At 68.8% G+C, this 21,459-nt stretch carries 18 protein-coding genes; 11 read left to right on the plus strand and 7 right to left on the minus strand.

Going from position 1 to position 21,459, the window contains the following annotated elements:
- Window positions 1-32: 32 nt before the first annotated feature.
- From ACILRJ_RS02160 to ACILRJ_RS02175, 4 genes are read right to left on the minus strand one after another with little or no spacing between them, the layout of a single operon-like run.
- Window positions 33-1,064, minus strand: coding sequence for a hypothetical protein (locus ACILRJ_RS02160; RefSeq protein ID WP_395679900.1), 1,032 nt, complete (start codon window positions 1,062-1,064; stop codon window positions 33-35).
- On the minus strand, window positions 1,061-3,613 hold the full coding sequence (locus ACILRJ_RS02165) for a tetratricopeptide repeat protein (RefSeq protein WP_395679902.1): 2,553 nt from the start codon (window positions 3,611-3,613) through the stop codon (window positions 1,061-1,063). Before ACILRJ_RS02165 ends, ACILRJ_RS02160 begins: the two co-directional genes overlap by 4 nt.
- Complete coding sequence (locus ACILRJ_RS02170; protein WP_395679904.1) at window positions 3,610-4,281, minus strand: ECF-type sigma factor; 672 nt, start codon at window positions 4,279-4,281, stop codon at window positions 3,610-3,612. The genes ACILRJ_RS02165 and ACILRJ_RS02170 overlap by 4 nt, the downstream gene beginning before the upstream one ends.
- A gap of 15 nt (window positions 4,282-4,296) precedes the next feature.
- Window positions 4,297-5,592, minus strand: a complete 1,296-nt coding sequence (locus ACILRJ_RS02175) for a choice-of-anchor Q domain-containing protein (RefSeq protein ID WP_395679906.1) — start codon at window positions 5,590-5,592, stop codon at window positions 4,297-4,299.
- Window positions 5,593-5,680: 88 nt separating this feature from the next.
- Here ACILRJ_RS02175 and ACILRJ_RS02180 point away from each other — a divergent pair, with 88 nt between their 5' ends.
- From ACILRJ_RS02180 to ACILRJ_RS02200, 5 genes are all read left to right on the plus strand, one after another.
- Window positions 5,681-6,367 (plus strand): alpha/beta hydrolase, encoded by a 687-nt coding sequence (locus ACILRJ_RS02180; RefSeq protein WP_395679908.1) that lies wholly within the window; start codon window positions 5,681-5,683, stop codon window positions 6,365-6,367.
- A complete protein-coding gene (zapE, locus tag ACILRJ_RS02185; protein WP_395679910.1) occupies window positions 6,364-7,476 on the plus strand; it encodes a cell division protein ZapE in 1,113 nt (370 codons plus the stop codon). The genes ACILRJ_RS02180 and zapE overlap by 4 nt, the downstream gene beginning before the upstream one ends.
- Window positions 7,477-7,510: 34 nt before the next feature.
- Complete coding sequence (queF, locus tag ACILRJ_RS02190; protein ID WP_395679912.1) at window positions 7,511-8,329, plus strand: NADPH-dependent 7-cyano-7-deazaguanine reductase QueF; 819 nt, start codon at window positions 7,511-7,513, stop codon at window positions 8,327-8,329.
- 134 nt (window positions 8,330-8,463) lie between these two features.
- The gene (locus ACILRJ_RS02195; RefSeq protein ID WP_395679914.1) at window positions 8,464-8,787 is read left to right on the plus strand and encodes a LysM peptidoglycan-binding domain-containing protein; all 324 of its coding nucleotides are present in this window, start codon (window positions 8,464-8,466) and stop codon (window positions 8,785-8,787) included.
- Window positions 8,788-8,807: 20 nt separating this feature from the next.
- Window positions 8,808-9,302 (plus strand): hypothetical protein, encoded by a 495-nt coding sequence (locus ACILRJ_RS02200; RefSeq protein WP_395679916.1) that lies wholly within the window; start codon window positions 8,808-8,810, stop codon window positions 9,300-9,302.
- 262 nt (window positions 9,303-9,564) lie between these two features.
- Here ACILRJ_RS02200 and ACILRJ_RS02205 read toward each other — a convergent pair whose 3' ends face one another.
- Complete coding sequence (locus ACILRJ_RS02205; RefSeq protein WP_395679918.1) at window positions 9,565-10,509, minus strand: DegV family protein; 945 nt, start codon at window positions 10,507-10,509, stop codon at window positions 9,565-9,567.
- Between the two features lie 281 nt (window positions 10,510-10,790).
- Between ACILRJ_RS02205 and ACILRJ_RS02210 the strand changes: the two genes are divergently transcribed.
- Window positions 10,791-13,013 (plus strand): NADP-dependent isocitrate dehydrogenase, encoded by a 2,223-nt coding sequence (locus ACILRJ_RS02210; protein ID WP_395679920.1) that lies wholly within the window; start codon window positions 10,791-10,793, stop codon window positions 13,011-13,013.
- A 76-nt stretch (window positions 13,014-13,089) separates the two neighbouring features.
- On the opposite strand, the gene ACILRJ_RS02215 is transcribed toward ACILRJ_RS02210, so the two are convergent.
- On the minus strand, window positions 13,090-15,795 hold the full coding sequence (locus tag ACILRJ_RS02215; protein ID WP_395679922.1) for a protein kinase domain-containing protein: 2,706 nt from the start codon (window positions 15,793-15,795) through the stop codon (window positions 13,090-13,092).
- Window positions 15,796-16,033: 238 nt separating this feature from the next.
- Here ACILRJ_RS02215 and ACILRJ_RS02220 point away from each other — a divergent pair, with 238 nt between their 5' ends.
- Window positions 16,034-17,650, plus strand: coding sequence for a hypothetical protein (locus tag ACILRJ_RS02220; RefSeq protein ID WP_395679924.1), 1,617 nt, complete (start codon window positions 16,034-16,036; stop codon window positions 17,648-17,650).
- Window positions 17,651-17,711: 61 nt separating this feature from the next.
- On the opposite strand, the gene ACILRJ_RS02225 is transcribed toward ACILRJ_RS02220, so the two are convergent.
- Window positions 17,712-17,879 (minus strand): DUF1328 domain-containing protein, encoded by a 168-nt coding sequence (locus ACILRJ_RS02225; RefSeq protein ID WP_395679926.1) that lies wholly within the window; start codon window positions 17,877-17,879, stop codon window positions 17,712-17,714.
- 198 nt (window positions 17,880-18,077) lie between these two features.
- Here ACILRJ_RS02225 and ACILRJ_RS02230 point away from each other — a divergent pair, with 198 nt between their 5' ends.
- The 4 genes from ACILRJ_RS02230 to ACILRJ_RS02245 all read left to right on the plus strand — a co-directional run bounded on the left by ACILRJ_RS02230 (window position 18,078) and on the right by ACILRJ_RS02245 (window position 21,440).
- The gene (locus ACILRJ_RS02230; protein WP_395679928.1) at window positions 18,078-19,001 is read left to right on the plus strand and encodes a class I SAM-dependent methyltransferase; all 924 of its coding nucleotides are present in this window, start codon (window positions 18,078-18,080) and stop codon (window positions 18,999-19,001) included.
- Between the two features lie 67 nt (window positions 19,002-19,068).
- A complete protein-coding gene (locus tag ACILRJ_RS02235; RefSeq protein ID WP_395679930.1) occupies window positions 19,069-19,608 on the plus strand; it encodes an rRNA large subunit pseudouridine synthase E in 540 nt (179 codons plus the stop codon).
- A 32-nt stretch (window positions 19,609-19,640) separates the two neighbouring features.
- On the plus strand, window positions 19,641-20,384 hold the full coding sequence (locus tag ACILRJ_RS02240; protein WP_395679932.1) for a class I SAM-dependent methyltransferase: 744 nt from the start codon (window positions 19,641-19,643) through the stop codon (window positions 20,382-20,384).
- A gap of 165 nt (window positions 20,385-20,549) precedes the next feature.
- Window positions 20,550-21,440 carry a DMT family transporter gene (locus ACILRJ_RS02245; protein ID WP_395679934.1) on the plus strand — a complete coding sequence of 297 codons (891 nt, stop codon included), beginning with the start codon at window positions 20,550-20,552 and terminating at the stop codon, window positions 21,438-21,440.
- The last annotated feature ends 19 nt before the right edge of the window (window positions 21,441-21,459 follow it).

The raw sequence follows: 21,459 nt of genomic DNA on the forward strand, positions 1-21,459 counted from the left end.
GCAGGCGAGCGATGCTGGCCGGCCTTCGCCGGTCAGGGCAGGGCATCGCCGAGGAATGCGAGCAGCGCAGCGTCATCGACATCGCCGGGATCGGCGAGGTCGTGGCCGGCAAGTGCTGCCGGTACCAGCGGTCGCGCGAAGCGGAACCAGTCGAACGTCGCGCGCAGATCGGGGTCGCCCGGCGTCCCTGCGTCGTTCCATGCATGCACGATGTGGGTGCGGTTGTGCTCGAAATAGGGGTACGTCGATGCGATCGCCCAGTCGGTGTAGACGGTCATGCCGACCTGCAGCGCGAGAGGAAGATCGTCGCGCCGGTAGCGTCGTTGCACGCGCCATGCGTCGCCGGGTTCGCGCACGAGCAGCAGCATGGCACCGCCGATGCGCGCGACCCGCAGTTCCGCCTCGTCGCCTTGCGCGCCCGCGAGTTCGAGGTTGGAAACGCTGTGCGTTTCCGGCGCGACCGCCGCGCGCGTCGTCTTCGCTTCGAGCTGGTAGCTGCCCGGCTGGTCGGCGGCACCGAACGAGAGGAACACGTAGCGCTCGCCACCGGCCTGCCACCACGACGGATCGCAGCAGGCGACGTCGGCGCGCGGCGCGCGAACCAGGATGCCGGCGAGCGAGAATTCCGACCCGACGCTGCCGCCATGGGTCGAACCGGGCGCGCCGGCGCCGTCACGCGCGCGGGCACGCACGCGCGTGCTGGCGACGAAATCGCCGGCCACGGTCTTGAATGCAAGTTCGCCGACGTAGTCCTCGTACCACGTGCTGGTGGCGGGAACGAACATGATCCAGCCATCGAGCGTCGCGCCGATGTCGAGTGCGTCGAGCGGATCGCGCAACCAGTACTCTTCGCGCCAGAGACGGCGCCAGTCGCCGAGCGTCGCCGCATTCGCAAACTCGTCGGACAATCGGCGGATGTCCGCCGACTCGGGACGCTCGAAGCCGTCGCGCAGCACGAGGTCGGGCAGTGGCGCGTCGCCAGCGCTGGCCGCGCCTGCCAGCGCGATGCCGACGAGCGCGAACAGGGTGCGCGCAATGGGGTGGCGACGTTGCAGCATCGTCATCGTGAACCTCCGGATGGGAGTGCGCGTTGCACGCGCAGGATCGACAGCCCACGCATCGCATGCGCGGGCGCCGCGTCGCCGCGCGCCAGGGCGATCGCCTCGAACAGGCGGTGGCCCGGTTCGAGTTGCGCGCTCGCCTGCGCCTGCGCTTCGGCGAGCAACGCGTCGGCTCGAGCCGCATTGCCGAGGCGTGCCGCGAGGAGTGCTTCGCCGATGGCCGCCTCGATGCGGCGTGGATGACCGAGCGGCTGGATCGCGTCGAACACGCGCCGCGCGCGCCTGAACTGTGCGTCGGCGGCTTCCAGCGCGCCGCTCGCGAGCGCGACGAAGCCGCTGTCGAGCGAAACGTAGCCGTTGATCAGATGGTGCTCGGGGAGTCGTCCGCGCTGGCCGGCATCGATCCTGCGCAGGCGCCGTTCCGCGGCGTCGAGGTCTCCGCGCGCCTCTTCCAGCTCGGCCACGACGCGATCCCAGTAGGCGGTGGCAGGTGAATCGGCGCCGGACGCCCGCGCGTACAACGCGAACGCCGGCTCGATCTGCGCCGCCGCATCGTCGTAGCGCCCGACATCCAGCAGCAGGCGGCCGTAGCCGAGGCGGGTCCCGATCGTGTTCTGGTGCGTCTCTCCGGGCGAGACCCCCTGTATCGCTATCGCCTCGCGGTAGAGCGCTTCGGCTTCGTCGTAGCGGCCGGCGTCGCGGAGCACGTCGGCGAGGTTGCGCGCAATGGCCGGAGCCAGCGGGTCGGTCGCGCCGAACGTGTCGATCGCGCCGTCCCTCGCGCGCGTCAGTTGCGCGATCGCCTCGCTGTAGCGGCCGCGGCTGTGCAGCAGGTCCCCGAAGTACTGTCGCGTCGACAGCGTCCAGCGAGCCGTTTCGCCGATCGCCTCGACGCGCGCATCGAGCGCTTCCCGGAACAGGGCCTCCGCCTCGCCGTACCGGCCGCTGAAATGCAGCAGCGTCGCCAGGCTGGCGGTGCTCGCGCCGCGCCATTCCGGTGCCAGGTCGGGGAGTGCGCCGTACAACGCGTGTGCCTCGCGGATCACCGGTTCGGCCCGCGCGTACTCGCCGCGCGCCATGTAGACCTCGCCGATGAGCCCGGTGACCGCAGCCTGCAACTGCGGCTCCGACGCGAGATCGCGGCGCGCATTCACCAGTCCCGCGGCAAGCATGGCGCTGGCGCGCGGGTCGCTCGACGCCGTATCTCCGGGGTCCGCGCTCTGGAACCAGCGGACGAGGTAGTCGCGCAGGGTGCGGTTGAGTGCGGCTTCCTGTTGCAGCCGCTGCGACTGCACGACCAGCGCCCGCAGCCAGCCGGCGCCCAGCAGTGCGAGGGCCAGCACGCCGAGCGCGAGCCAGCGATGGCGGTGCAACGCCTTGCGGGTACGCTGCAACAGGCTGGTGCGGCGCGCCCGCACCGGTCGCGCGGCACGCCAGTTGGCCACGTCGGCGCGCAACGCATCGACGCTCGCGTAGCGCTGCGCCGGCGCCTTGGCCAGCGCGCACCAGACGATCGCGTCGAAGTCGCCGCGCAGGCGGCGTGCGAGCGCCGCCGGAGTGGTCGATCGCCGCGCCGCCCGGTGCGCGGCATCGTCGCCGCGCGCGGCCAGCTGTGACGCCGCCGGCGCGATGTCCTCGCAGATGCGCCGCTCGCACTCCACCGGCGTCGCGGCCGCGCGGAACGGCTGCACGCCGGTCGCCAGTTCGAGCAGCAGCAGGCCGAGCTGGTACACGTCGCTCGCGGTCGTGACCGCCTCGCCGCGCAATTGCTCCGGGCTCGCGTACACGCGCGTCAGTGCTCGGCCGTCGCGCAGCGTCGCCGGTGCTGCGTGCGGGAAACCGTCCGGGTCGATCAGCTTGGCGACGCCGAAGTCGAGCAGCTTGACCGCACCGTCGCGCCGGACCATCACGTTTGCCGGTTTCAGGTCGCGGTGCACGACGAGCTGGCGGTGCGCGGACGACACCGCGGCGGCGACTTCGTCCCACAATGCAAGGCGCGCGTCGAGATCGAGCCGCGCGCCGTCGCAGTAGGCGTCGATGACTTCGCCGTCGACGAATTCCAGTGCCAGCCATGGCACGCCGTCGCGCCGAACGCCGCCGTCGAGCAGGCGCGCGATGCGCGGGTCCTCCAGCCGCGCGAGGATCTGCCGCTCCTGCTCGAAGCGTGCCACCAGGTCCGGCGCAGCAAGGCCCGGCCAGAGGCACTTGATCGCCGCCGCCTGTTCGTAGCCGCCGTCCGCGCGTTCGGCATGCAGCACGCGCGCCATGCCGCCGTGGGCAAGGGTGGCGCGCGCGCGCCACGCGCCGAATCGCTGCCCGCGCGCGTCGTCGTCCGCGAGTCCGGCCCACAGTTCGCCGTCGAGCAGACCGGACAGCGCATCGTTGCCTTCGTCGGCGCGCGCGAGCAGCCGGCGCAGGCCGACGACGGCGTCCGGCTGCTCGCGGGCGACGCGTGCGAACAGGCGCTCGCGCCCCGCCTCGTCGAGGTCGAGCGCCTCGCGCAACCATGCGTCCCAGGCGGAGAAACGCTGCGGGTCGAACACGTGGCTCACGGCGCGAGCAGCTCCCCGATCCATGCGCGCGCGCGGCGCAGGTCGCGTTGGATCGTGCGCTGGGTGGTGCCATGCAGCGCCGCGAGTTCGCCCGAATCCATGCCGAGGAACCAGTGTTGTTCGATCAGTCGGGCAAGGTGCGGATCGGCGCGATCGAGTGCAGCGAGGTCCTGCGCGAACGCCAGCAGCGCCTGGAATGGCGACACCTCCGCCGCATCGGTCTCGTGCAGGCCGAGCAGCGTGCCGCCACGCTTGCCGGTTGCGCGCGCGCGCGCGTGGTCGATCATCACCTGGCGCATGACGCGGGCGCTGAGCGCGAAGAAGTGCGTGCGGCTGAGGCGGCGCGCGTCGTGGCCCTGGACCAGGCGCGAATAGGCTTCGTGCACCAATACGGTCGTCGACAGCGTCGGGCCGTGCAGGTGGCGGAACAGTTGCCGGTGCGCGACGCGCTTGAGGTCGGCGTAGATCGACGGCAACAGCGCGCGCAGGTCGGCGCTGTCGCCGAAGCCCTCGGCCGACAGGCGCTCGACCAGCTGATCCGCTGCAGTCGATGTGTCCACGATCGCGCCGACCCGAAGTTCGCTGGCCGTGCCGCGAGTATCGCACGCGGCGCCGGCCGCATCGCCGTCGCGGGGCGCCGGTGGGAGACGGGCGATCAGGACGGACATGCGGCCGGCACCTTGTCAGAGGCGATCGAACGGATCGAAGAAGATCACGTCGCTGTCCATCTCGACCGCGCCGATGTCGCACAGCGCGGCGCCGTCGCCGTCGAAGTCGACCGGCCGGTCGGCGAACTGCTGATCATCGCCTTCGCAACCGGTCGCGGTGAACAACGGATGGCCGTGGTCGATGGCGATGCTCGGCGTGACCGGCCAGCTTGCCATCGTGATGCCGCCGTGGCGTGCGGGTGGCGTCAGCTGCGGATCGACGCCGGTGCGGTTCGTGCTGCCGCCGGCGAGACCGCAGCTGTCGTCGGAGTCGAGGTTGTAGCGGTCCGCGTCGAGGTCGGCGCCCTCCGAGACGAAGCAGTCGGCGAACGCGTTGCGCGCAATGATGCTGTTGTGGATCAGCGCCGCGGCGCCGTCGCCGGCGATACGCAACCCGCGCACGCTGTTGCCGGCGAGAGTGACGCTCGACAGGTCGAGCTCGACGGCCCCTTCGGTGTTGATCGCGTTGCCGGAATTGCGCGCCATCGTCGTGTTGAACACGCGCAGGCTGTTGGCGGCGCCGACGGGTTCGCTGTCGATCGTGTTGGCGCTCGATGAAAGGCCTTGGACGGCGAACACGGGCGGTACGCCGCCATTGCCATGGAAGCTGCTGTAACCGACGACCAGATTGCCGCGGTTGCGGATTGCGCTGCCCGAGGGCGTGTCGTTGATGTCGCCGACGAAGATGTTGCCGTAGAACTCCGACGCGAGTACGGCGGTGTCGCTGCCGGCGTTGTAGAGGCCGCCGCCGAGTTCGGCTCGGTTGCCGTGCACGCGCATCAGCGACAGCGTCACGGCGCCGGCACCGGAGCGGACCAGCACGCCGCCGCCGGAGGTCGCGAGGGCGTCGGTCGCCTCGCCGCCGATGATGTCGAAGCCGAGCAGGGTGACGTTGCCGGAAATCAGGTCGAACACGCGGTCGATGCCGGCGGCGTCGACCACCGGACGTTCGCCGGACGCGAAGAAGCGCACCTGCAGATCGCCGCTGATGTCGAGGTCGCCGCTGAAACCGCCGTCCTCGCCGGCGCCTTCGATGCCGAGGGTGTAGTGCGCACCTGCGGCAAGGTCGATCACATCGGCGCCGGCCAGCGCGTTGGCCTCGATGACCGCCGCGCGCAGCGTGCATGGGCCGGGCCCGGCCTGCGGGAAAACGTTGCAGAAACCATTGCCGGGAAGGAGGTCCGGCAGGTCCGAGGTCGACGTGACCGTGAACGTCGCCGCCTTGGCCGTCGCGGTCGCAAACACCAGCAGGAGCTCAAGCATGCGCTTCATGTCGCTACCTCGTCAGGGGAATCGTCGGAGGTAGTACGCGAAGGTGCAGCCGGAACGACACGCACCGTCGTTGCCGTATCATTCGCCGATGACCCTTGCACACGGCGCGTCCGCGCCCGCGTTTTCCGACCCCGCCGGCGACGTGCTGCTGCCCGGCGCTGCCGGTCTCATCGAACTCGCCTGCCGCGTCCCCGCCGCGGGGATCGAACCGCGCGCCGGCGTGGCGATCATTGCCCACCCGCATCCGTTGCAGGGTGGCACGATGCACAACAAGGTCGTCACGGTCACCGAGCGTGCGCTGCTGGAACTCGGGCTCGCGACCGTGCGCTTCAATTTCCGCGGCGTCGGTCGCAGCGAAGGGCCGCACGACAACGGCATCGGCGAGACCGACGATCTGGTCGCGATCGCGCAGTGGGCGCGCGCGCAACGGCCTGGGGACGTGCTGTGGTTGGCCGGGTTCTCGTTCGGCAGCTACGTGACCTTGCGCGCGGCCGGTCGCGTGCAGCCGGCGCAACTGGTACTGATCGCGCCGCCGGTCGGGCGCTGGGATCTTGCCGGGGTGGCTGCGCCGGCCTGTCCGTGGCTGATCGTGCAAGGCGAAGAAGACGAAGTCGTCGACGCGAACGCGGTGTCCGAATGGGCTTCGGCCCTGCAGCCGCCGGCGCAACTGATCCGCATGCCGGAGACCGGGCATTTCTTCCACCGCCGCCTGATGGACCTGCGTGGCGCGCTGAGGAATGCGCTTGGCGCGAACCTTCCGCCCGCGCGCGCATGAATCGCGAGGTCGACACGGCGACGCGCGGCGTGACGCCGGGCGGGCGCTACGACACCGGCATCGCAGCCGGCGAATGGCAAGCCGATCCGGCACAGCGTGCGGTGCTGCCGGCGTTCGACCGGTTGTACGGCGAGCTTTTGCTGCCGCACGCACCTTCGCTGTGGCAGCGCTTGCGCGGCGAGCGGCCGCCGGCGCCGCGCGGCATCTACCTGTGGGGCCGCGTCGGTCGCGGCAAGACGTTCCTGACCGAACTGTTCTACGCCGCGCTGCCGACCACACGCAAGCGGCGCGTGCATTTCCATCGCTTCATGCAGGACGTGCACGCCGAGCTGCGCACGCTCGAGGGGCACAGCGATCCGCTCGTCGACATCGCCATGCGCCTCGCCGCGGAACTGCGCGTGCTCGTGCTCGACGAGTTCTTCGTCGGCGACATCGGCGACGCGATGATCCTCGCCAACCTGCTGCGTGCACTGTTCGAGCGCGGCGTGGTGCTGGTCACGACCTCGAACACGCCGCCGCACGCGCTGTACAAGGACGGCCTGCAGCGCGAGCGCTTCCTGCCCGCGATCGCGCTGCTCGAACAGCACTGCGAGGTGGTTGAGCTGGTTTCCGCGACCGACTGGCGCCTGCGTGCGCTGAAACAGGCGCCGGTCTATTACACGCCGCCCGGTGCGGCGGCCGAACGCGCGATGCAGGCCGCGTTCCAGCGCGTCGCACACGGCGAGCTGCGGCGCGACTTCGGACTCGTCCTCAACGATCGCGAAGTGCCGGTGCATGCGGAGGCGGACGGCGCGATCTGGTTCGAGTTCGAGGCCTTGTGCGAAGGCCCGCGCGGCGTCGCCGACTACATCGAGCTGGTGCGCGCGTACCACACGCTGCTGGTCTCGAATGTTCCGCAGTTCACCCCGCAGACCGACGACGCGGCGCGCCGCTTCGTCGAACTCGTCGACGAGGTGTACGACCACGGCGTGAATCTGGTGTTGTCCGCGGCGGCGCCGATCGTCGAGTTGTACGATGGCGAGCGCCTGCGCGCCGAGTTCGCCCGCACCGAGTCGCGCCTGATCGAGATGCAGAGCGAGGACTACCTCGCGCGCGAACATCGGCCGTAGGGCGGGGCTTCGAAGACGCCTGTATCCTAGCCGGATGAGCATCGACCACGGACCCCTCGGTCGCGCCGTCGCCTACGCGAGCCGCCACGACGCCGGGCTGCTGTTTCCGATACCGCGCAGCCTTGGCCGCGCCGAACTCGGCATCCCCGAGCCGCTGCCGTTCGACGGCGTCGACGTGTGGAACGCGTACGAACTGTCGTGGCTCGACGCGCGTGGCAAGCCGCAGGTCGCACTGGCCGAATTCCGCGTGCCGGCGAGCTCGCCGAACATCATCGAATCGAAGTCGTTCAAGCTCTACCTCAACAGCCTCAACCAGGAATGCGTCGCGTCACCGGCCGCGCTCGCGGCATTGCTCGAGCGCGACCTGTCGAATGCCGCGTCGGCACCGGTCGGCGTCGAGCTGATCGCGCCGTCACGTTTCGCCGGTTTGTCGCTGTGCGAACTCGAGGGCGAGTCGATCGACACGCAGGAGATCGACATCGACGACTACGGTCCGCCGAATGCCGAGCATCTGGACAGCGCCGGTGGGACGGTCGAGGAGGTGCTGGTGTCAGACCTGCTGAAGTCCAACTGCCCGGTCACCGGCCAGCCGGACTGGGCCAGCGTGCAGCTGCGCTACCGCGGGCCGCGCATCGATCGCGCCGGCCTGTTGCGCTACCTCGTCTCCTATCGCGAGCATTCGGGCTTTCACGAGCAGTGCGTCGAGCGCATTTTCGTCGACGTGATGCGGCGCTGCACACCGACCGTGCTCGAGGTGTACGCCCGCTACACGCGCCGCGGCGGGCTCGACATCAACCCCTGGCGCGGCAGCGCCGGCCGCCGGCCGCCGAATCCGCGTGGAGCTCGCCAATAGCGAACGGATCACGCCCGCGGGCAGCGAGCGTGCCATGATGCGAATTGTAACGATGCCGTATCGCAAGCACTCATTCGCTGTTAAGCGCGATGGGGTGTAATGTGCGGGTCCTGCAACGCAGAGGAGAGCGGACGATGGCAAACGATCCCAAGAAGCCGGATTTTTCCAACGTGCAGAGCGGAGCGCAGTCGTCTGCTCCGCCGCCGGCGCCGAAAGCGGATTTCGGCAATGTGCAGTCCGGGGTGAAATCGACCGCTACCGTGGTCGAACGCGCCGCGACGACCTACACGGTCGTCAAGGGTGACAGCCTTTCGAAGATCGCCAAGCATTTCTACGGCAACGCGAATCGCTGGCACCCGATCTTCGACGCCAACCGTGATCAGCTTGACGATCCGGACCGGATCAAGCCCGGCCAAGTGCTGAAGATTCCTGCCGCCGATACGGACACCCACGCCTGACAACCCTGGAGGTTTTGACGATGATCAAGCAACGCCCGCAGTTCATCCTGATTGCCGCGATCACCGGCGCGCTCGCCCTGTCCGCGTGTGGCAAGAACGAGCCGCACCCGGCACCCAGCACCCCCGCACCGGCACCTGCGCCGACGCCGCCACCACCGCCGCCGCCGCCGGTTGCACCGGCGCCTGCCCCGGTCGCCGTCGCTTCGCTCGACCTCGGCTCGGCCGTCGGCCCGGACCAGAAGGTCACGACCGCGACGACGACATTCACGCCGAAGGACACGATCTATGCCGCGGTGTCGACGACCGGCACCTCGCCGAACGCCGTGCTCGCGGCCAAGTGGACGTTCCAGGATGGCCAGACCGTCAACGAGTCGAACCAGACCATCGCACCGAACGGCCCGGCCGTGACCGCGTTCCACATCAGCAAGCCGGATGGCTGGCCGGTCGGCAACTACAAGGTCGAGATTTCCCTCAACGGCCAGTCGGCCGCGAGCAAGGATTTCTCGGTGAAGTGATCGGGCGCTGCATCGCCGCTTGAACGAAGGGCGCGGAGCGATCCGCGCCCTTTCTTGTTGCGCGGTTCAGTGGCATCCCTCGTCGAGCCGCGTGGGGTGTGCGGTTTGCCTTGTCCTGGACAAGCACTGCGCTGCAGGCGGCGCGGACAGCGAAGCCGGCCGCGAAGCGGCGAAGGGCAGGATGCCCGCAGCCACAGAAGGAAACCGGCCCGCAGGGTTGTCGAACACTCCGGGAAGTGGATCGGTCACAAGACCGACCGCCTCACATCGAGAACTCGTGTTCCTCGCTGGCGAAACCGAGCGTGACCGCGCCGGTGCCCACGTTGACCATGCCGGTCACGCTCATCGGCGCCTCGTACAGCGTGACCCCGTGTTCGGCGCAAACCATCTTGAGCGATGCGTAGCCGGGCAACGCGTCGAGCTCCTCCAGTCGACCGCCATAGCTGATGCACAGGGTCGGCGTGAGCAGGCCGGCGCGCACGCGCTTGATCGCGTGGTTGAACAGCGTCTCCGCGCCGTGCTCGAAGCCGCGCACCTTGGCGATCGGTCCGGTGGTGCCGCGATAGCCGCGCAGCAGCGGCTTGATGTCGAGTGCGGTGCCGAGCGCGGCGCTGAACCAGCCGACGCTGCGATCGCCCTTCTTCTGCGCACGTGCGCGCATGTAGTAGAGATCGCGCACGACCATGAAGCCGTAGGTGTTGTGGGCGAGGTATTCGAGCCGCTCGCGGATCTGCCCCGGATTTTGCCCGGCTGCGCGCAGGCGTACCGCCTCGACGGTGGTGATGCCTTGCGCCGCGAACAGGTTCTCGGTATCGATCACGCGCATCAGGAATGGCCCGCTCACGCCGGCGTCGCGGCGGATAGGCCGGTAGTCGGTCAGGATCGCGAAGCTCGCCTTGCTCGCGTTCGCGTGCACGCCGCTGCGGGTCGACATCAGGGTCAGGCAGAACACGCAGTCGTAGTCGACGACGAGGCGGCGCAGGAACAGGTCGCGGATCTCCTCGACGCTGAACGGTTCGGTTTCCGCCGCATGACTGCGCGCACCGAGGTCGTTGTCGAGGAAGCGCTGGCGCACGGCCGGGTCGCGGTTGTCGACGAAGGTATCGTTGTCGACGAAGGTCGTGATTGGCAGGATTTCGATGCGGTGCTCGTGCAGGAAATCGCCGGGCAGGTCGCAGGCCGAATCCACCACGATGCCGATGCGCATAGCATGTCCTCCGCTGCCGCGCCGTGCGCCCCTTCACCGAACGACCGTCCGGCGGCACACAAGCGGCCTCGGCGCAACACTAGCACGTGGCATGCCATGCATGGATCGTGCGCTGCAGCGAAAACCACTGCCCGGCGTATCGGCCGATCGCTTCATCGAAGGCGCCGAACGCGCGACAATGGGCGGCTGCACCGGCCCCATCGAGGGCGTGTCGCACCCCCAAACCCGCGCGCCCAGCCATCCGGCGACGGCGCCCGTCCACGACGAGGTTGATCCGCCCCATGAGCGACAGTCCGAAGATCCTCTACACGCTGACCGACGAAGCCCCCTGGCTCGCGACGCAGTCGCTGCTGCCGATCGTGCAGGCGTTCGCTGGCCGCGCCGGCATCGCGGTCGAGACGCGCGACATCTCGCTCGCGGCACGCATCCTCGCCCAGTTCCCGGACCTGCTCGGCGCGCGCAAGGTGGCCGACGATCTGGCCGAACTCGGCCGCCTCGCGACGACCCCGCAAGCGAACATCATCAAGCTGCCGAACATCAGCGCGTCGGTGCCGCAGCTGAAGGCCGCGATCCGCGAACTGCAATCGCAGGGCTGGCCGCTGCCGCAGTATCCGGACGAGCCGAAGGACGACGCCGAAAAGGACGCCAAGGCACGCTACGACAAGGTCAAGGGCAGCGCGGTGAATCCAGTGCTGCGCGAGGGCAATTCCGATCGCCGCGCGCCATTGTCGGTCAAGAACTACGCGCGCAAGCATCCGCACAGGATGGGCGCGTGGAGCGGTGATTCGAAGACGCACGTCGCGCACATGGACAGCGGCGACTTCTACGGCAGCGAAACCTCGACCGTGGTCGAACAGCCGACGAACGTGCAGATCGCCTGGACCGGCAAGGACGGCTCGACCCGGGTGCTGAAGGAAAAAACCGCGCTCAAGGCCGGCGAGATCATCGATGCCGCGGTGATGAACCGCAAGGCGCTGGCCACGTTCGTCGACGCACAGATCGCCGACGCGAAAGCGCGGGGCGTGCTGTTCTCGCTGCACCTCAAGGCGACCATGATGAAGGTGTCCGACCCGATCATGTTCGGCGTCGTCGTCAGCGAGTTTTACAAGGAAGCGCTGGCCAAGCATGCCGACGTGTTGAAGCAGCTCGGCTTCGACCCGAACAACGGCATCGGCGACCTGCATGCGCGCATCGCGAGCCTGCCGGCGGCGCAGCGCGACGCGATCGAGGCCGATCTCGCAGCGCAGTACGCGACGCGCCCGGCGCTCGCGATGGTCAACTCCGACAAGGGCATCACCAACCTGCACGTGCCGAGCGACGTCATCGTCGACGCATCGATGCCGGCGATGATCCGCGATTCCGGCGGCATGTGGAACGCGCAAGGCAAGTTGCAGGACACCAAGGCGGTGATCCCGGACCGCTGCTACGCCGGCATCTACGAAGTCGTCATCGACGACTGCAAGGCGCACGGTGCGTTCGACCCCGCGACGATGGGCAGCGTGCCGAACGTCGGCCTGATGGCGCAGGCGGCCGAGGAATACGGGTCGCACGACAAGACGTTCCAGCTCGCCGCCGACGGTGTCGTGCGGGTAGTCGACGACGCAGGCAAGGTGCTGCTGGAGCAGCCGGTCGAAGCCGGCGACATCTTCCGCATGTGCCAGACGAAGGACCTGCCGGTACAGGATTGGGTCAAGCTCGCGGTCACGCGCGCGCGCCTGAGCAACACCCCCGCGGTGTTCTGGCTGGATGCGAAGCGCGCGCACGACGCGCAGCTGATCCGCAAGGTCGAGCGGTACCTGAAGGACCACGACACCCGCGGCCTGGACATTCGCATCCTTTCCCCGGTCGACGCGATGCGCCTTTCGCTCGCGCGCATCCGCCGGGGCGAGGACACGATCTCGGTCACCGGCAACGTATTGCGCGACTACCTAACCGACCTGTTCCCGATCATGGAACTGGGCACCAGCGCGAAGATGCTGTCGATCGTGCCGCTGATGGCCGGTGGCGGCCTGTTCGAGACCGGCGCCGGAGGTTCGGCGCCCAAGCACGTGCAACAGTTCGTGCAGGAGGACTACCTGCGCTGGGATTCGCTCGGAGAATTCCTCGCGCTCGCCGCGTCACTCGAGCATCTTGCCGAACGCCATGACAGCGCGGCGGCACGCGTGCTCGCGCGCACGCTCGACCAGGCGAACGGGCGCATCCTCGACGAAGACCGCTCGCCCGCGCGCAAGGTCGGCGAACTCGACAACCGCGGCAGCCATTTCTATCTCGCGCTGTATTGGGCGCAGGCGCTCGCCGCGCAGGACGACGACGCGGCACTCAAGGCGAAGTTCGCACCGCTCGCGCAAACACTGGCGCAGAACGAGGCGAAGATCGTCGCCGAACTCGCCGCCGTGCAGGGCAAGCAGGTCGACATCGGTGGCTATTACCACCCGGATGCCGACAAGGCCAGCCGCGCAATGCGCCCGAGCGCGACCTTGAACGCAACGCTGGCGACGCTTTGACGTCACGCATTGGATGAGCCGGGCAAGCTCGGCTCTGCGAGAGCAGACGGCTCTGCGTTTGTAGGACGGCGCGGCGTCAGGCGTGTCCGTTCGCGAGGGCAAGATGTGCGCGATCGCGCAGCGTTTCCTGCGCGTCGGCGAAGCCGGCCAGCGCCGATTTCAGCAGCGGTGCGGCGGCGGCGTGGTCGCCGCGTGCGGCGAGCAACAGGCCGTGCAGTGCGTCAAGGCGGAACCTCCACAGGCCGTCGGCGCCGCCGGCTTCGAGTGCGACGGGGTCGAGCGTTGCGAGCACGCGTTGCGCGTCGTCGAGGTGGCCGCTGTCGATGTCTGCGGCGGCGAGCCAGAAGCCGGCGAGCTGGCTTTGCGGATTGCTCGCGGTCAGTTGCGCGACGAGCGCGGCGTAGGCGGGTTGCAACTTCGCCTGCGCGGCGCGCGCGTCACCCGCTTCGTACAGCGCCTGGCCCCAGTTCGCGAGCGTGACGTGGCTGACGTTGTGCGCCTCGCCGAGCTTGGCGCGGAAGCCTTCGTGCACGCGCTGCGCGTAGTCGAGCGCATGCGGCCAGTCGCGCCGCTTCATCGCGACGTCGAACAGGTCGCTGAGCACCATCAGATTGCGCGTGTGGCCTGCGCCGAGGCGCGCGACGATCGTCCTCTGCGCGTCGAGCAATTCCGCTTCGGCCTTGGCGGGTTCACCTTCCTGCGTGTACGTGCGCGCGACAGCGGCCTGCGCGAACGCGATGACCAGGCCATTGTCGTCGCCACGCGCGCGCGCTTCGGCGATCAGGCTTTCGCCTTCGGCGCGCGCCTCGGCGTGATGGCCGGTCTGGGTCAGCGCGCCGATGAGGTCCATGCGCATCGAGTCGCGCAACGTGTAGTTGTCCGGCTCGCTCGCGCGCAGCAGCGGAATCGCCTCGCGGTACTCGGGCAGCGCCTTGGCGTAGTCGCCGCGATTCATGTCGTAGATGCCCCACGCCGATGCGCGCAGGTAGCGCCGGTACGGATCGCGCGAGGCGCCGATCAGGCGGTCGAGCGCGTGCAGGTGTTGGAGCGACTCGTCGAACTTTCCGGTGCGCGTGAGCAGGCGTGCGAGCAGGGTGCGCGCCTTCAGTGCGTCGAGACTCGCCTCGCCTTCCTCGCGCGCATACAACGCGAATGCGCGGCGCGCCTCGTCCTCGGCCTCCGGCAGGCGATCGATCATGTTCAGCAGCATCGTCACACTGGTGCGGATCGAGGCTTCGGTCAGTGGCTGGCCGGCAAAGCGCTTCGCAATGCGATCGCGCGCGCCCAGCAGCACGTCCTTGAGCGACGCATCGCCACCTTTCGACAGCACGAGAGGATTGGAACGGCCGATCAGGTCCTCGTTGAGGAAGCGGTTGATCGCGTTCGCGCGTTCGAGTTCGTGGCGCGCGTCGTCGCGCGCGTTCGAGGCGGTTAGCCACAGGCCGAGCGCGACGACGAGGCCGGCCCCGAGCGCGCCGAGCAGGGCGATCGCGTACGGACGCCGCGCTCGGCTGCGCGCGATCGCTTCGCGCGCGTCGTGTGCGCGGGCCGCTTCCTGCGCGGCCCGCTCGCCGGCCTCGCGCCGTGCCGCCAGATGGCGCAGGCGCGCGGCGAGTTCGCCCGCGCTGGCAATGCGGCGTTGCGGATGGATGTCGGTGGCGAGGCGGATGTCCTCGCGCAGCAGTGCGTCGTCGATGTCGCGCTCCCAGCCCGGCGCGATCGGCCGGGCGAGATCGCCGGCAAGCAATTGGTAGAGCATTACCCCGAGCGAGTAGACGTCGCTGCGCACGGTCGGCGCCTGGCCGGCGAACAGCTCCGGCGCGACGTAGAGCGCGGTGCCTGCGTTCGAGTCGGTGACGACGTCGTGAGCGGTCGCCGGTCCGAGGCGCGTGATGCCGAGCTCGGCGAGGCGCTCGGGGTCGAGCAGGTGGCCGCTTCCGAAGTCGGTCAGGCGCAGATGCGGTGCGCCGTCGGTGGCGGCGACGAGCACGTTCGCGGGCTTGATGTCCTTGTGCAGCACGCCGACGCCATGCGCGGCATCGACCGCATCGGCGATCTGCACGAACAGTGCGATGCGTGCGTCGACGTTGCTGCCGGCAAGCGAGGCCTGTGCCCATTCGAGCAGATTGTCGCCGCCGTACTCGCATTCGAGGAAGAACGGCGGTGCCTCGAAATTCCAGTCGATGATGTCGACGAAATGGCCGCGCTCGTCGAGGCTCTCGCGCAGCACGCGCGCGAGCGTCGCCTCGCGTTTGAGCGCGCGCAGGCGTTCGCCGTCGGCGCCGAACTTGTACACGCGCAGTACACGGGTTTTCGCCTGCTCGGCGAGCCAGACCTCGCTGCCGCCGTTCGAGCCGAGCGGGCGCAGCAGCAGGAAGTTCGGTCGGCCCGGCACCGGCCGGCCGGCGGCGAGCTCAAGCCGGCTCCCGATGCGGCGACCGACCGCGACGCGTTGGACCTCGCCGTCGAGCCGGTAGCCGATGCGTGCCTGGGTGACGAGGCGCTCGGCATTCGCCTCGCCGAGCGCGCGGCGCAGCTTGGCGATCGCGTTCGGCAACACCTTGTCGACGGTGATGCGGCCGGCCCATACCTCGCGCAGCAGTTCTTCCTTGGTCACAACCTCGCCCGCATGGCGCAGCAGATAGGCGAGCACGTCGAGCGCGCGGCGCTCGACCTCGACCGGCAGCTCGGCCACGCGCAACTCGAAGCGTGATTCATCGAACTCGGCAGTGCCGAAGCGGTAGCGGAAACAGCGCGGCTCGGTGGATTCGGGTTCTTGCATGCGGTAACGGGCGGGAAGCGCGGGACGACATCATGCAGCCGCGACGCCGGATGCGCAGGGTACACGACCCGCTTCCCGCGTTGCGAGTACCTCGCGTTGCCAATCCGTTACCGAGCCGTGGTGCCGAAGTAGCCCCGCAAGCGACGCATTCCTTCTACGCTCCGCGTCCCTCGTCGCGCCGGAATGCCGTGCACGGCCGATGTTCCCATTCCGCGTTGCCATCCAGGAGTCGCTCACGATGAATCCCCGCCTCGTTCCCCTCGCCATCGCCCTCGCCCTCGCCGCGCCGGGCGTCGACGCGCAGAGCGTGCCCTGGCGCGCCGTCATCGGCACCAACTCGAGCGTGGTCGTGCCGGGCCTTCCGAGCGTCGCGCGCGCCTACGGCGACGTGCTCCTCGGCGATGTCGGTGCCGGTCAGGTCGGCGTGCGGATGAGCTCCTCGAACTACGTCGGCTATTGGGCGTTCAAGCAGGGAACGTGGACGCAATACATGAAGGAAGGCGTGACCGGCGCACTCGGCCCGGGTCGCAGCGGCGGCGAAGCCGCGCATGTCTTCGTCGACTTCAACAGCGGCTACGGCGCGGCCGGCTTCGACGGCCAGCGCGCGTTCGTGGCCAAGGCGGGCAGTCCGACCGATACCGTCAACGCGACCCGCGGCGTGTGGCGCTGGGACCAGCACAACAACATCGAGATTGCGCGCGTGCTCACCGACGGCCCGCTCGGTCCGGGGATGGGCATCGACTGGTCGTATGCCCCCGGCGTTTCCTTCGGCGTGCGCTCGATGAACGGCGGTCGCGCGATCATCAATGCGGACGTGACCTCGCCGACCGGTCTGGTCAATCGCCTGCTGGTGCAGTCGCTGCCGGGCCAGGCCAACCAGCCGTGCATGTTGCGCAACTCGACCGCGCGCGAACTCGCGCCGAACCTGATCGCGGGCGACACCTTCGACGTGTCCTGGGACATCAGCGCTCTCGCGGTAACGCCCGGCAACCGCGTCTACGGCGCGTTCGGCGCGAGCAGCGGCGACGGCATCTGGGAAGTCTGCAACGGTGCGCCGCGCCCGCGCGCGGCGAGTGGCCGCACCGATGCGCTCGGCCCGGACATCGGCATAGCCACCGCACAGTTCACCGGCTCGTTCACCACGCCGCGGCCGGGCAACGAAGGCAACGTCTACTTCTTCGCCAACTACCGACCGAGCTCGGCCGAATCGAGCCGCACCGGGCTGTTCTGGAATGACGGCACCAGCAATCGACCGCTGGCGATGAACGATGCAGCGAACGCGTACGGGCCGCACTGGCTCGACGCGACCTGGAGTTCGTTCACTACCGGTTCGTTGATGAGCGCCGGCGAGTGGAGTGCTTTTGTCGCCACCGTGCGCACCGGTGACGGCGCCACCCCGAGCGGCCTGTGGCGCGTCAAGGCCGGCGGTACGCCGGAACTCGTCGCGCTGTTCGACCTGCGCGGCAGCTACGGTCCGGAGGCGGATCGCACGTGGTCGAGTTTCTACGCGCGCGCGATTCTTTCCAATGGCGACATCCTCGTTTCCGCCTACACCAACCCGAACAGCGAATACGCGCTGTGGCTGCTCAAGCGCGGCGCCGCCCCGCGCCGCATCCTTGCAGCCGGGCAAAGCGTCTTGATTCCGACTGCATCGGGCTTGGTCGCAGACACGGTGGCCAGCTTCTCGTTCGACGCCTCCGGTCCTGCGCTGTACGGTGCCGGCGAGGATTCGTGGATCGGCGCCGATGGCAGCGTGCTGATTCAGGTCAACGCGGCCACCTTCGGCAACGTGCGCGTGATGGCGATTCCGTCCAACCCCGTCGACCGCATCTTCAAGAACGGCTTCGACGCCTGAGAAGCCAGGCCCGACGCCCCGTCGCCTGCGCGCGACGTGGCGTCGGGCACCGCCCGGTCGCTTACACGCCCGGCCCGCGTCGACCGACGATCAAGGAAACGACGAACAGCACCAGGAAGACCAGGAACAGTATCTTGGCGATGCCGGCCGAGGCACCGGCGATACCGCCAAAGCCGAGCACGGCGGCGATCAGCGCAATCACGAGGAACACGATGGCGTAGTGCAGCATGGCGGACTCCTTCAATGGATGAGAGACGCGAACGCCGCCGCACGCTACGGCGGCTACGATCACGCACCGGACGATGCGGTCGAAGCCGTGAACACCGAGTGACCTGCGTCGAGAACGGTTCAGCGCGGAGTCGGAAATGCCTGAACGAACGCTGTGTTACCCTCGCGCCCCCATGCATTCCGGCTTCGAGGATTCGCCATGCACAAGCTCGCCCTGATTCCGCTCGCACTCGCTCTCGCCGCCTGCGGCTCGCAGCAGCAACCTGCCGCACCGGTCGCGACCGCGCCGAAGCCAGCGCCCGCGCCGGTCGACCAGCCCGCGCAACCGACGCCGCCGCAGAGTGCGGCCGACCTGCTGGGAGCAAAGCTCGACACGGTGCTCGCCGGCGACTGGCGTTCCGCCGCGAACAAGGCGCGCGACGCGTATCGCCATCCGAAGGAAACGCTCGCGTTCTTCGGCATCAAGCCCGGCGACACGCTGATCGAGATCACCCCGGGCGGCGGCTGGTATGCGGAGATCCTTGCGCCGCTGATGAAAGGCAATGGCAGCTACATCGCCGCGGTGTCGAAGCCGAAGAAGCCGGAGGGCGAGGCCGCGCAGGACAAGAGCGCGTTGCAGAAAAAATTCGAAGGCGATGCCGCGCGCTATGGCGAAGCCAGGACGGTCGAATTCGACGGCAAGGCACCGTCGTTCGGTGCGCCCGGTTCCGCCGACGTCGTGGTGACGTTCCGCAACGTGCACAACTGGGCCATGAACGACACCGCGCCGCTGATGTTCAAGGCGTTCTTCGACGTGCTCAAGCCCGGTGGCACGCTCGGCGTGACCGATCACCGCGCCGCCGCCGGCGCCGAGTTCGAGAAGATCAAGGACTCGGGCTACCTGCCGCAGGACATGGTGGTCAAGCTCGCCACCGACGCCGGCTTCAAGCTGGTCGCGTCGAGCGAGATCAATGCGAATCCGAAGGACACGAAGGACTACGAGAAGGGCGTGTGGACGCTGCCGCCGACGCTCGAACTCGGCGACAAGGACAAGGACAAGTATCTCGCGATCGGGGAATCGGACCGCATGACCCTGAAGTTCGTCAAGCCGGGTGCCGACAACGTGTTCAAGCCGAAGGATTGACGACGCCTGCGAGGTCGGCGGCGCCGCCGCCGGCCTCCCATCGTCCCGCCCGATCCCGCAGCTCCGCATGCTGGTCCTGTTCAACAAGCCGTACGGCGTGCTGTGCCAGTTCACCGACCGCAGTGATCCGCCGCGGCGCACGCTGGCGGAGTTCATCCACGCGCCGGACGTCTATCCGGCTGGTCGGCTCGACCACGACAGCGAAGGCCTCCTGCTGCTCACCGATGATGGCGCGCTCGCCCATCACCTGACCGATCCGCGCCACAAGCAACCGAAGACGTATCTGGTGCAGGTCGAAGGAACGCCGGATGCGAACGCGCTCGATGCGTTGCGGGACGGGGTCGAACTCAACGACGGCATCACCCTGCCCGCCGACGTCACCGCCGTCGACGCACCGCACTGGCTGTGGCCGCGCGATCCACCCGTGCGCTTTCGCAAGAGCGTTCCCGATGCATGGCTCTCCCTGACGATCCGTGAAGGGCGCAATCGACAGGTACGCCGAATGACCGCTGCCGTCGGCCTGCCAACCCTGCGCCTGATCCGCACGCACGTCGGTGCGTATTCACTCGATGGTCTCGCCCCAGGCGCGACGCGCAGCGTCGGCTAGCCCCGCGGGCAGTCGCGCGTATCATCCGCAGCATGTCCTTCAAGGATCATTTCTCCGCCCATGCAGGCGCCTACCACGAGGCGCGGCCGACCTATCCGGAGGCGTTGTACGACTGGCTGGCCGCGCAGGTCCGCATGCGCGATCTCGCGTGGGATGCCGGTTGCGGCAACGGCCAGGCCAGCGTTGCGCTGGCGCGGCGCTTCGCGCGCGTGCATGCCAGTGATCCGAGTGCGACGCAGATCGCCAACGCCGAGACGTGCGCGAACATCGACTATCGCGTCGAACCGGCGGAGGCGTGTTCGCTCGGCGATGCGGGCGCCGATCTCGCCACCGTCGCGCAGGCGCTGCACTGGTTCGACCACGCGCGCTACTACGCCGAGGTGCGGCGCGTGCTCAAGCCCGGCGGCGTGATCGCGGCGTGGAGCTACGCCGATTGCAGCGTCGCGCCCGCGGTCGATGCGGCGAAGAACCGACTCTACGTCGACCTCACCGGTCCGTACTGGCCGCCCGAACGGCGCTTCATCGACGAGGGTTATCGCACGCTGCCGTTCCCGTTCGACGAGATCGCCACGCCGGCGTTCGACATGCAGGTCGAATGGACGCTCGCGCAGTTCCTTGCCTACCTGCGTTCGTGGTCGGCGACCCAGCGCTACCTCAAGGCAACCGGTCTGGATCCGGTAGCAATCGTGGAACCCGAAATCGCGGCGGCGTGGGGCGATCCGGCGCAGTCGCGCTGCGTGCGTTGGGAGTTCCACCTGCGCGTCGGACGCGCCTGAGAACTCCAGATCGTTCCGGTCGAGCGCAGCGGAACGAAGTTGCGCGTGGTCACCGGCAAGCACCGCAAGCGGCTCCGTCGAATCGCCAGGAACCGGTTCCTGCGATGGACTGGAAATCGCCGATAGTGGCCACATGACGATGGGCCGACGCCACGAGGTACGCACATGTCGCAGACGATCGCCTCCACCGCACCGCGGACCGACTGGTTGACCCCGATCGAGTTGCTCCTGCTCGGCGCGATCTGGGGTGGCTCGTTCCTGTTCATGCGTGTCGCCGCCCAACCGTTCGGCCCGTTCGCGCTGGTCGAGGTGCGCATCGTGCTCGGTGCGCTGATCCTGCTGCCGTTCCTGTGGCGCGCGCGTGCGCAGGTGGACGCGAAGCGCATCGCACAATTCGCGATCGTCGGCGCGCTCAATTCGGCGATCCCGTTCTCGCTGTTCGCGTGGGGCGCCGAACGCGCGCCGGCCGGCATCGGCGCGATCGCGAACAGCCTGACCGTGCTGTTCGCCGCGCTGGTCGGCCTGCTCGTGTACGGCGAGCGCATCGGCCTGCGACGCGCGCTTGCGATGCTGGTCGGCTTCATCGGCGTGGTCGTGCTGATGAGCGGCAAGATCGCGGGCTCCGACGTGTTCTCGGCCGCGCTCGCCGGTACCGCCGCATCCGCGTGCTACGGTTTTGCCGCGAACTTCACCAAGCGCTGGTTCGCCGATGTCCCGCCGCTCGCCGCGGTCGCCGGCACGCTCGGCTGTGGCGCGCTCTTGCTCGCGCCGTTCGCGCTGGCGACCTGGCCTGCACAGTCACCTTCGCAGGCCGCATGGGGCAGTGCGATCGCGCTCGGAGTGCTCTGCACCGGCATTGCCTACGCAGTCTTCTTCCGCCTGATCCAGCGTGTCGGCGCCGCACGCGCGACCACCTGCACCTACCTCGTGCCGTTGTTCGGCGTGTTCTGGGGCTGGACGCTGCTCGCCGAAACGCCGACCGCGACGATGCTGATCGCCGGCGCGATGATCCTCGGCAGCGTGATCGTGAGTCAGCGGGAGGGGCAGCGTCGCTGACGCTCGGCGGTCTCTGTTC

Source organism: Dokdonella sp. (assembly GCF_044227025.1).
Classification (GTDB): domain Bacteria; phylum Pseudomonadota; class Gammaproteobacteria; order Xanthomonadales; family Rhodanobacteraceae; genus Dokdonella_A.

Coding starts and splice junctions, on each gene's coding strand:
- ACILRJ_RS02160 (WP_395679900.1), bottom strand. CDS start 1,064: ATGACGATGCTGCAACGTCGCCACCCCATTGCGCGCACCCTGTTCGCG.
- ACILRJ_RS02170 (WP_395679904.1), bottom strand. CDS start 4,281: ATGTCCGTCCTGATCGCCCGTCTCCCACCGGCGCCCCGCGACGGCGAT.
- ACILRJ_RS02175 (WP_395679906.1), bottom strand. CDS start 5,592: ATGAAGCGCATGCTTGAGCTCCTGCTGGTGTTTGCGACCGCGACGGCC.
- ACILRJ_RS02180 (WP_395679908.1), top strand. CDS start 5,681: ATGACCCTTGCACACGGCGCGTCCGCGCCCGCGTTTTCCGACCCCGCC.
- zapE (WP_395679910.1), top strand. CDS start 6,364: ATGAATCGCGAGGTCGACACGGCGACGCGCGGCGTGACGCCGGGCGGG.
- queF (WP_395679912.1), top strand. CDS start 7,511: ATGAGCATCGACCACGGACCCCTCGGTCGCGCCGTCGCCTACGCGAGC.
- ACILRJ_RS02195 (WP_395679914.1), top strand. CDS start 8,464: ATGGCAAACGATCCCAAGAAGCCGGATTTTTCCAACGTGCAGAGCGGA.
- ACILRJ_RS02200 (WP_395679916.1), top strand. CDS start 8,808: ATGATCAAGCAACGCCCGCAGTTCATCCTGATTGCCGCGATCACCGGC.
- ACILRJ_RS02205 (WP_395679918.1), bottom strand. CDS start 10,509: ATGCGCATCGGCATCGTGGTGGATTCGGCCTGCGACCTGCCCGGCGAT.
- ACILRJ_RS02210 (WP_395679920.1), top strand. CDS start 10,791: ATGAGCGACAGTCCGAAGATCCTCTACACGCTGACCGACGAAGCCCCC.
- ACILRJ_RS02215 (WP_395679922.1), bottom strand. CDS start 15,795: ATGCAAGAACCCGAATCCACCGAGCCGCGCTGTTTCCGCTACCGCTTC.
- ACILRJ_RS02220 (WP_395679924.1), top strand. CDS start 16,034: ATGAATCCCCGCCTCGTTCCCCTCGCCATCGCCCTCGCCCTCGCCGCG.
- ACILRJ_RS02225 (WP_395679926.1), bottom strand. CDS start 17,879: ATGCTGCACTACGCCATCGTGTTCCTCGTGATTGCGCTGATCGCCGCC.
- ACILRJ_RS02230 (WP_395679928.1), top strand. CDS start 18,078: ATGCACAAGCTCGCCCTGATTCCGCTCGCACTCGCTCTCGCCGCCTGC.
- ACILRJ_RS02235 (WP_395679930.1), top strand. CDS start 19,069: ATGCTGGTCCTGTTCAACAAGCCGTACGGCGTGCTGTGCCAGTTCACC.
- ACILRJ_RS02240 (WP_395679932.1), top strand. CDS start 19,641: ATGTCCTTCAAGGATCATTTCTCCGCCCATGCAGGCGCCTACCACGAG.
- ACILRJ_RS02245 (WP_395679934.1), top strand. CDS start 20,550: ATGTCGCAGACGATCGCCTCCACCGCACCGCGGACCGACTGGTTGACC.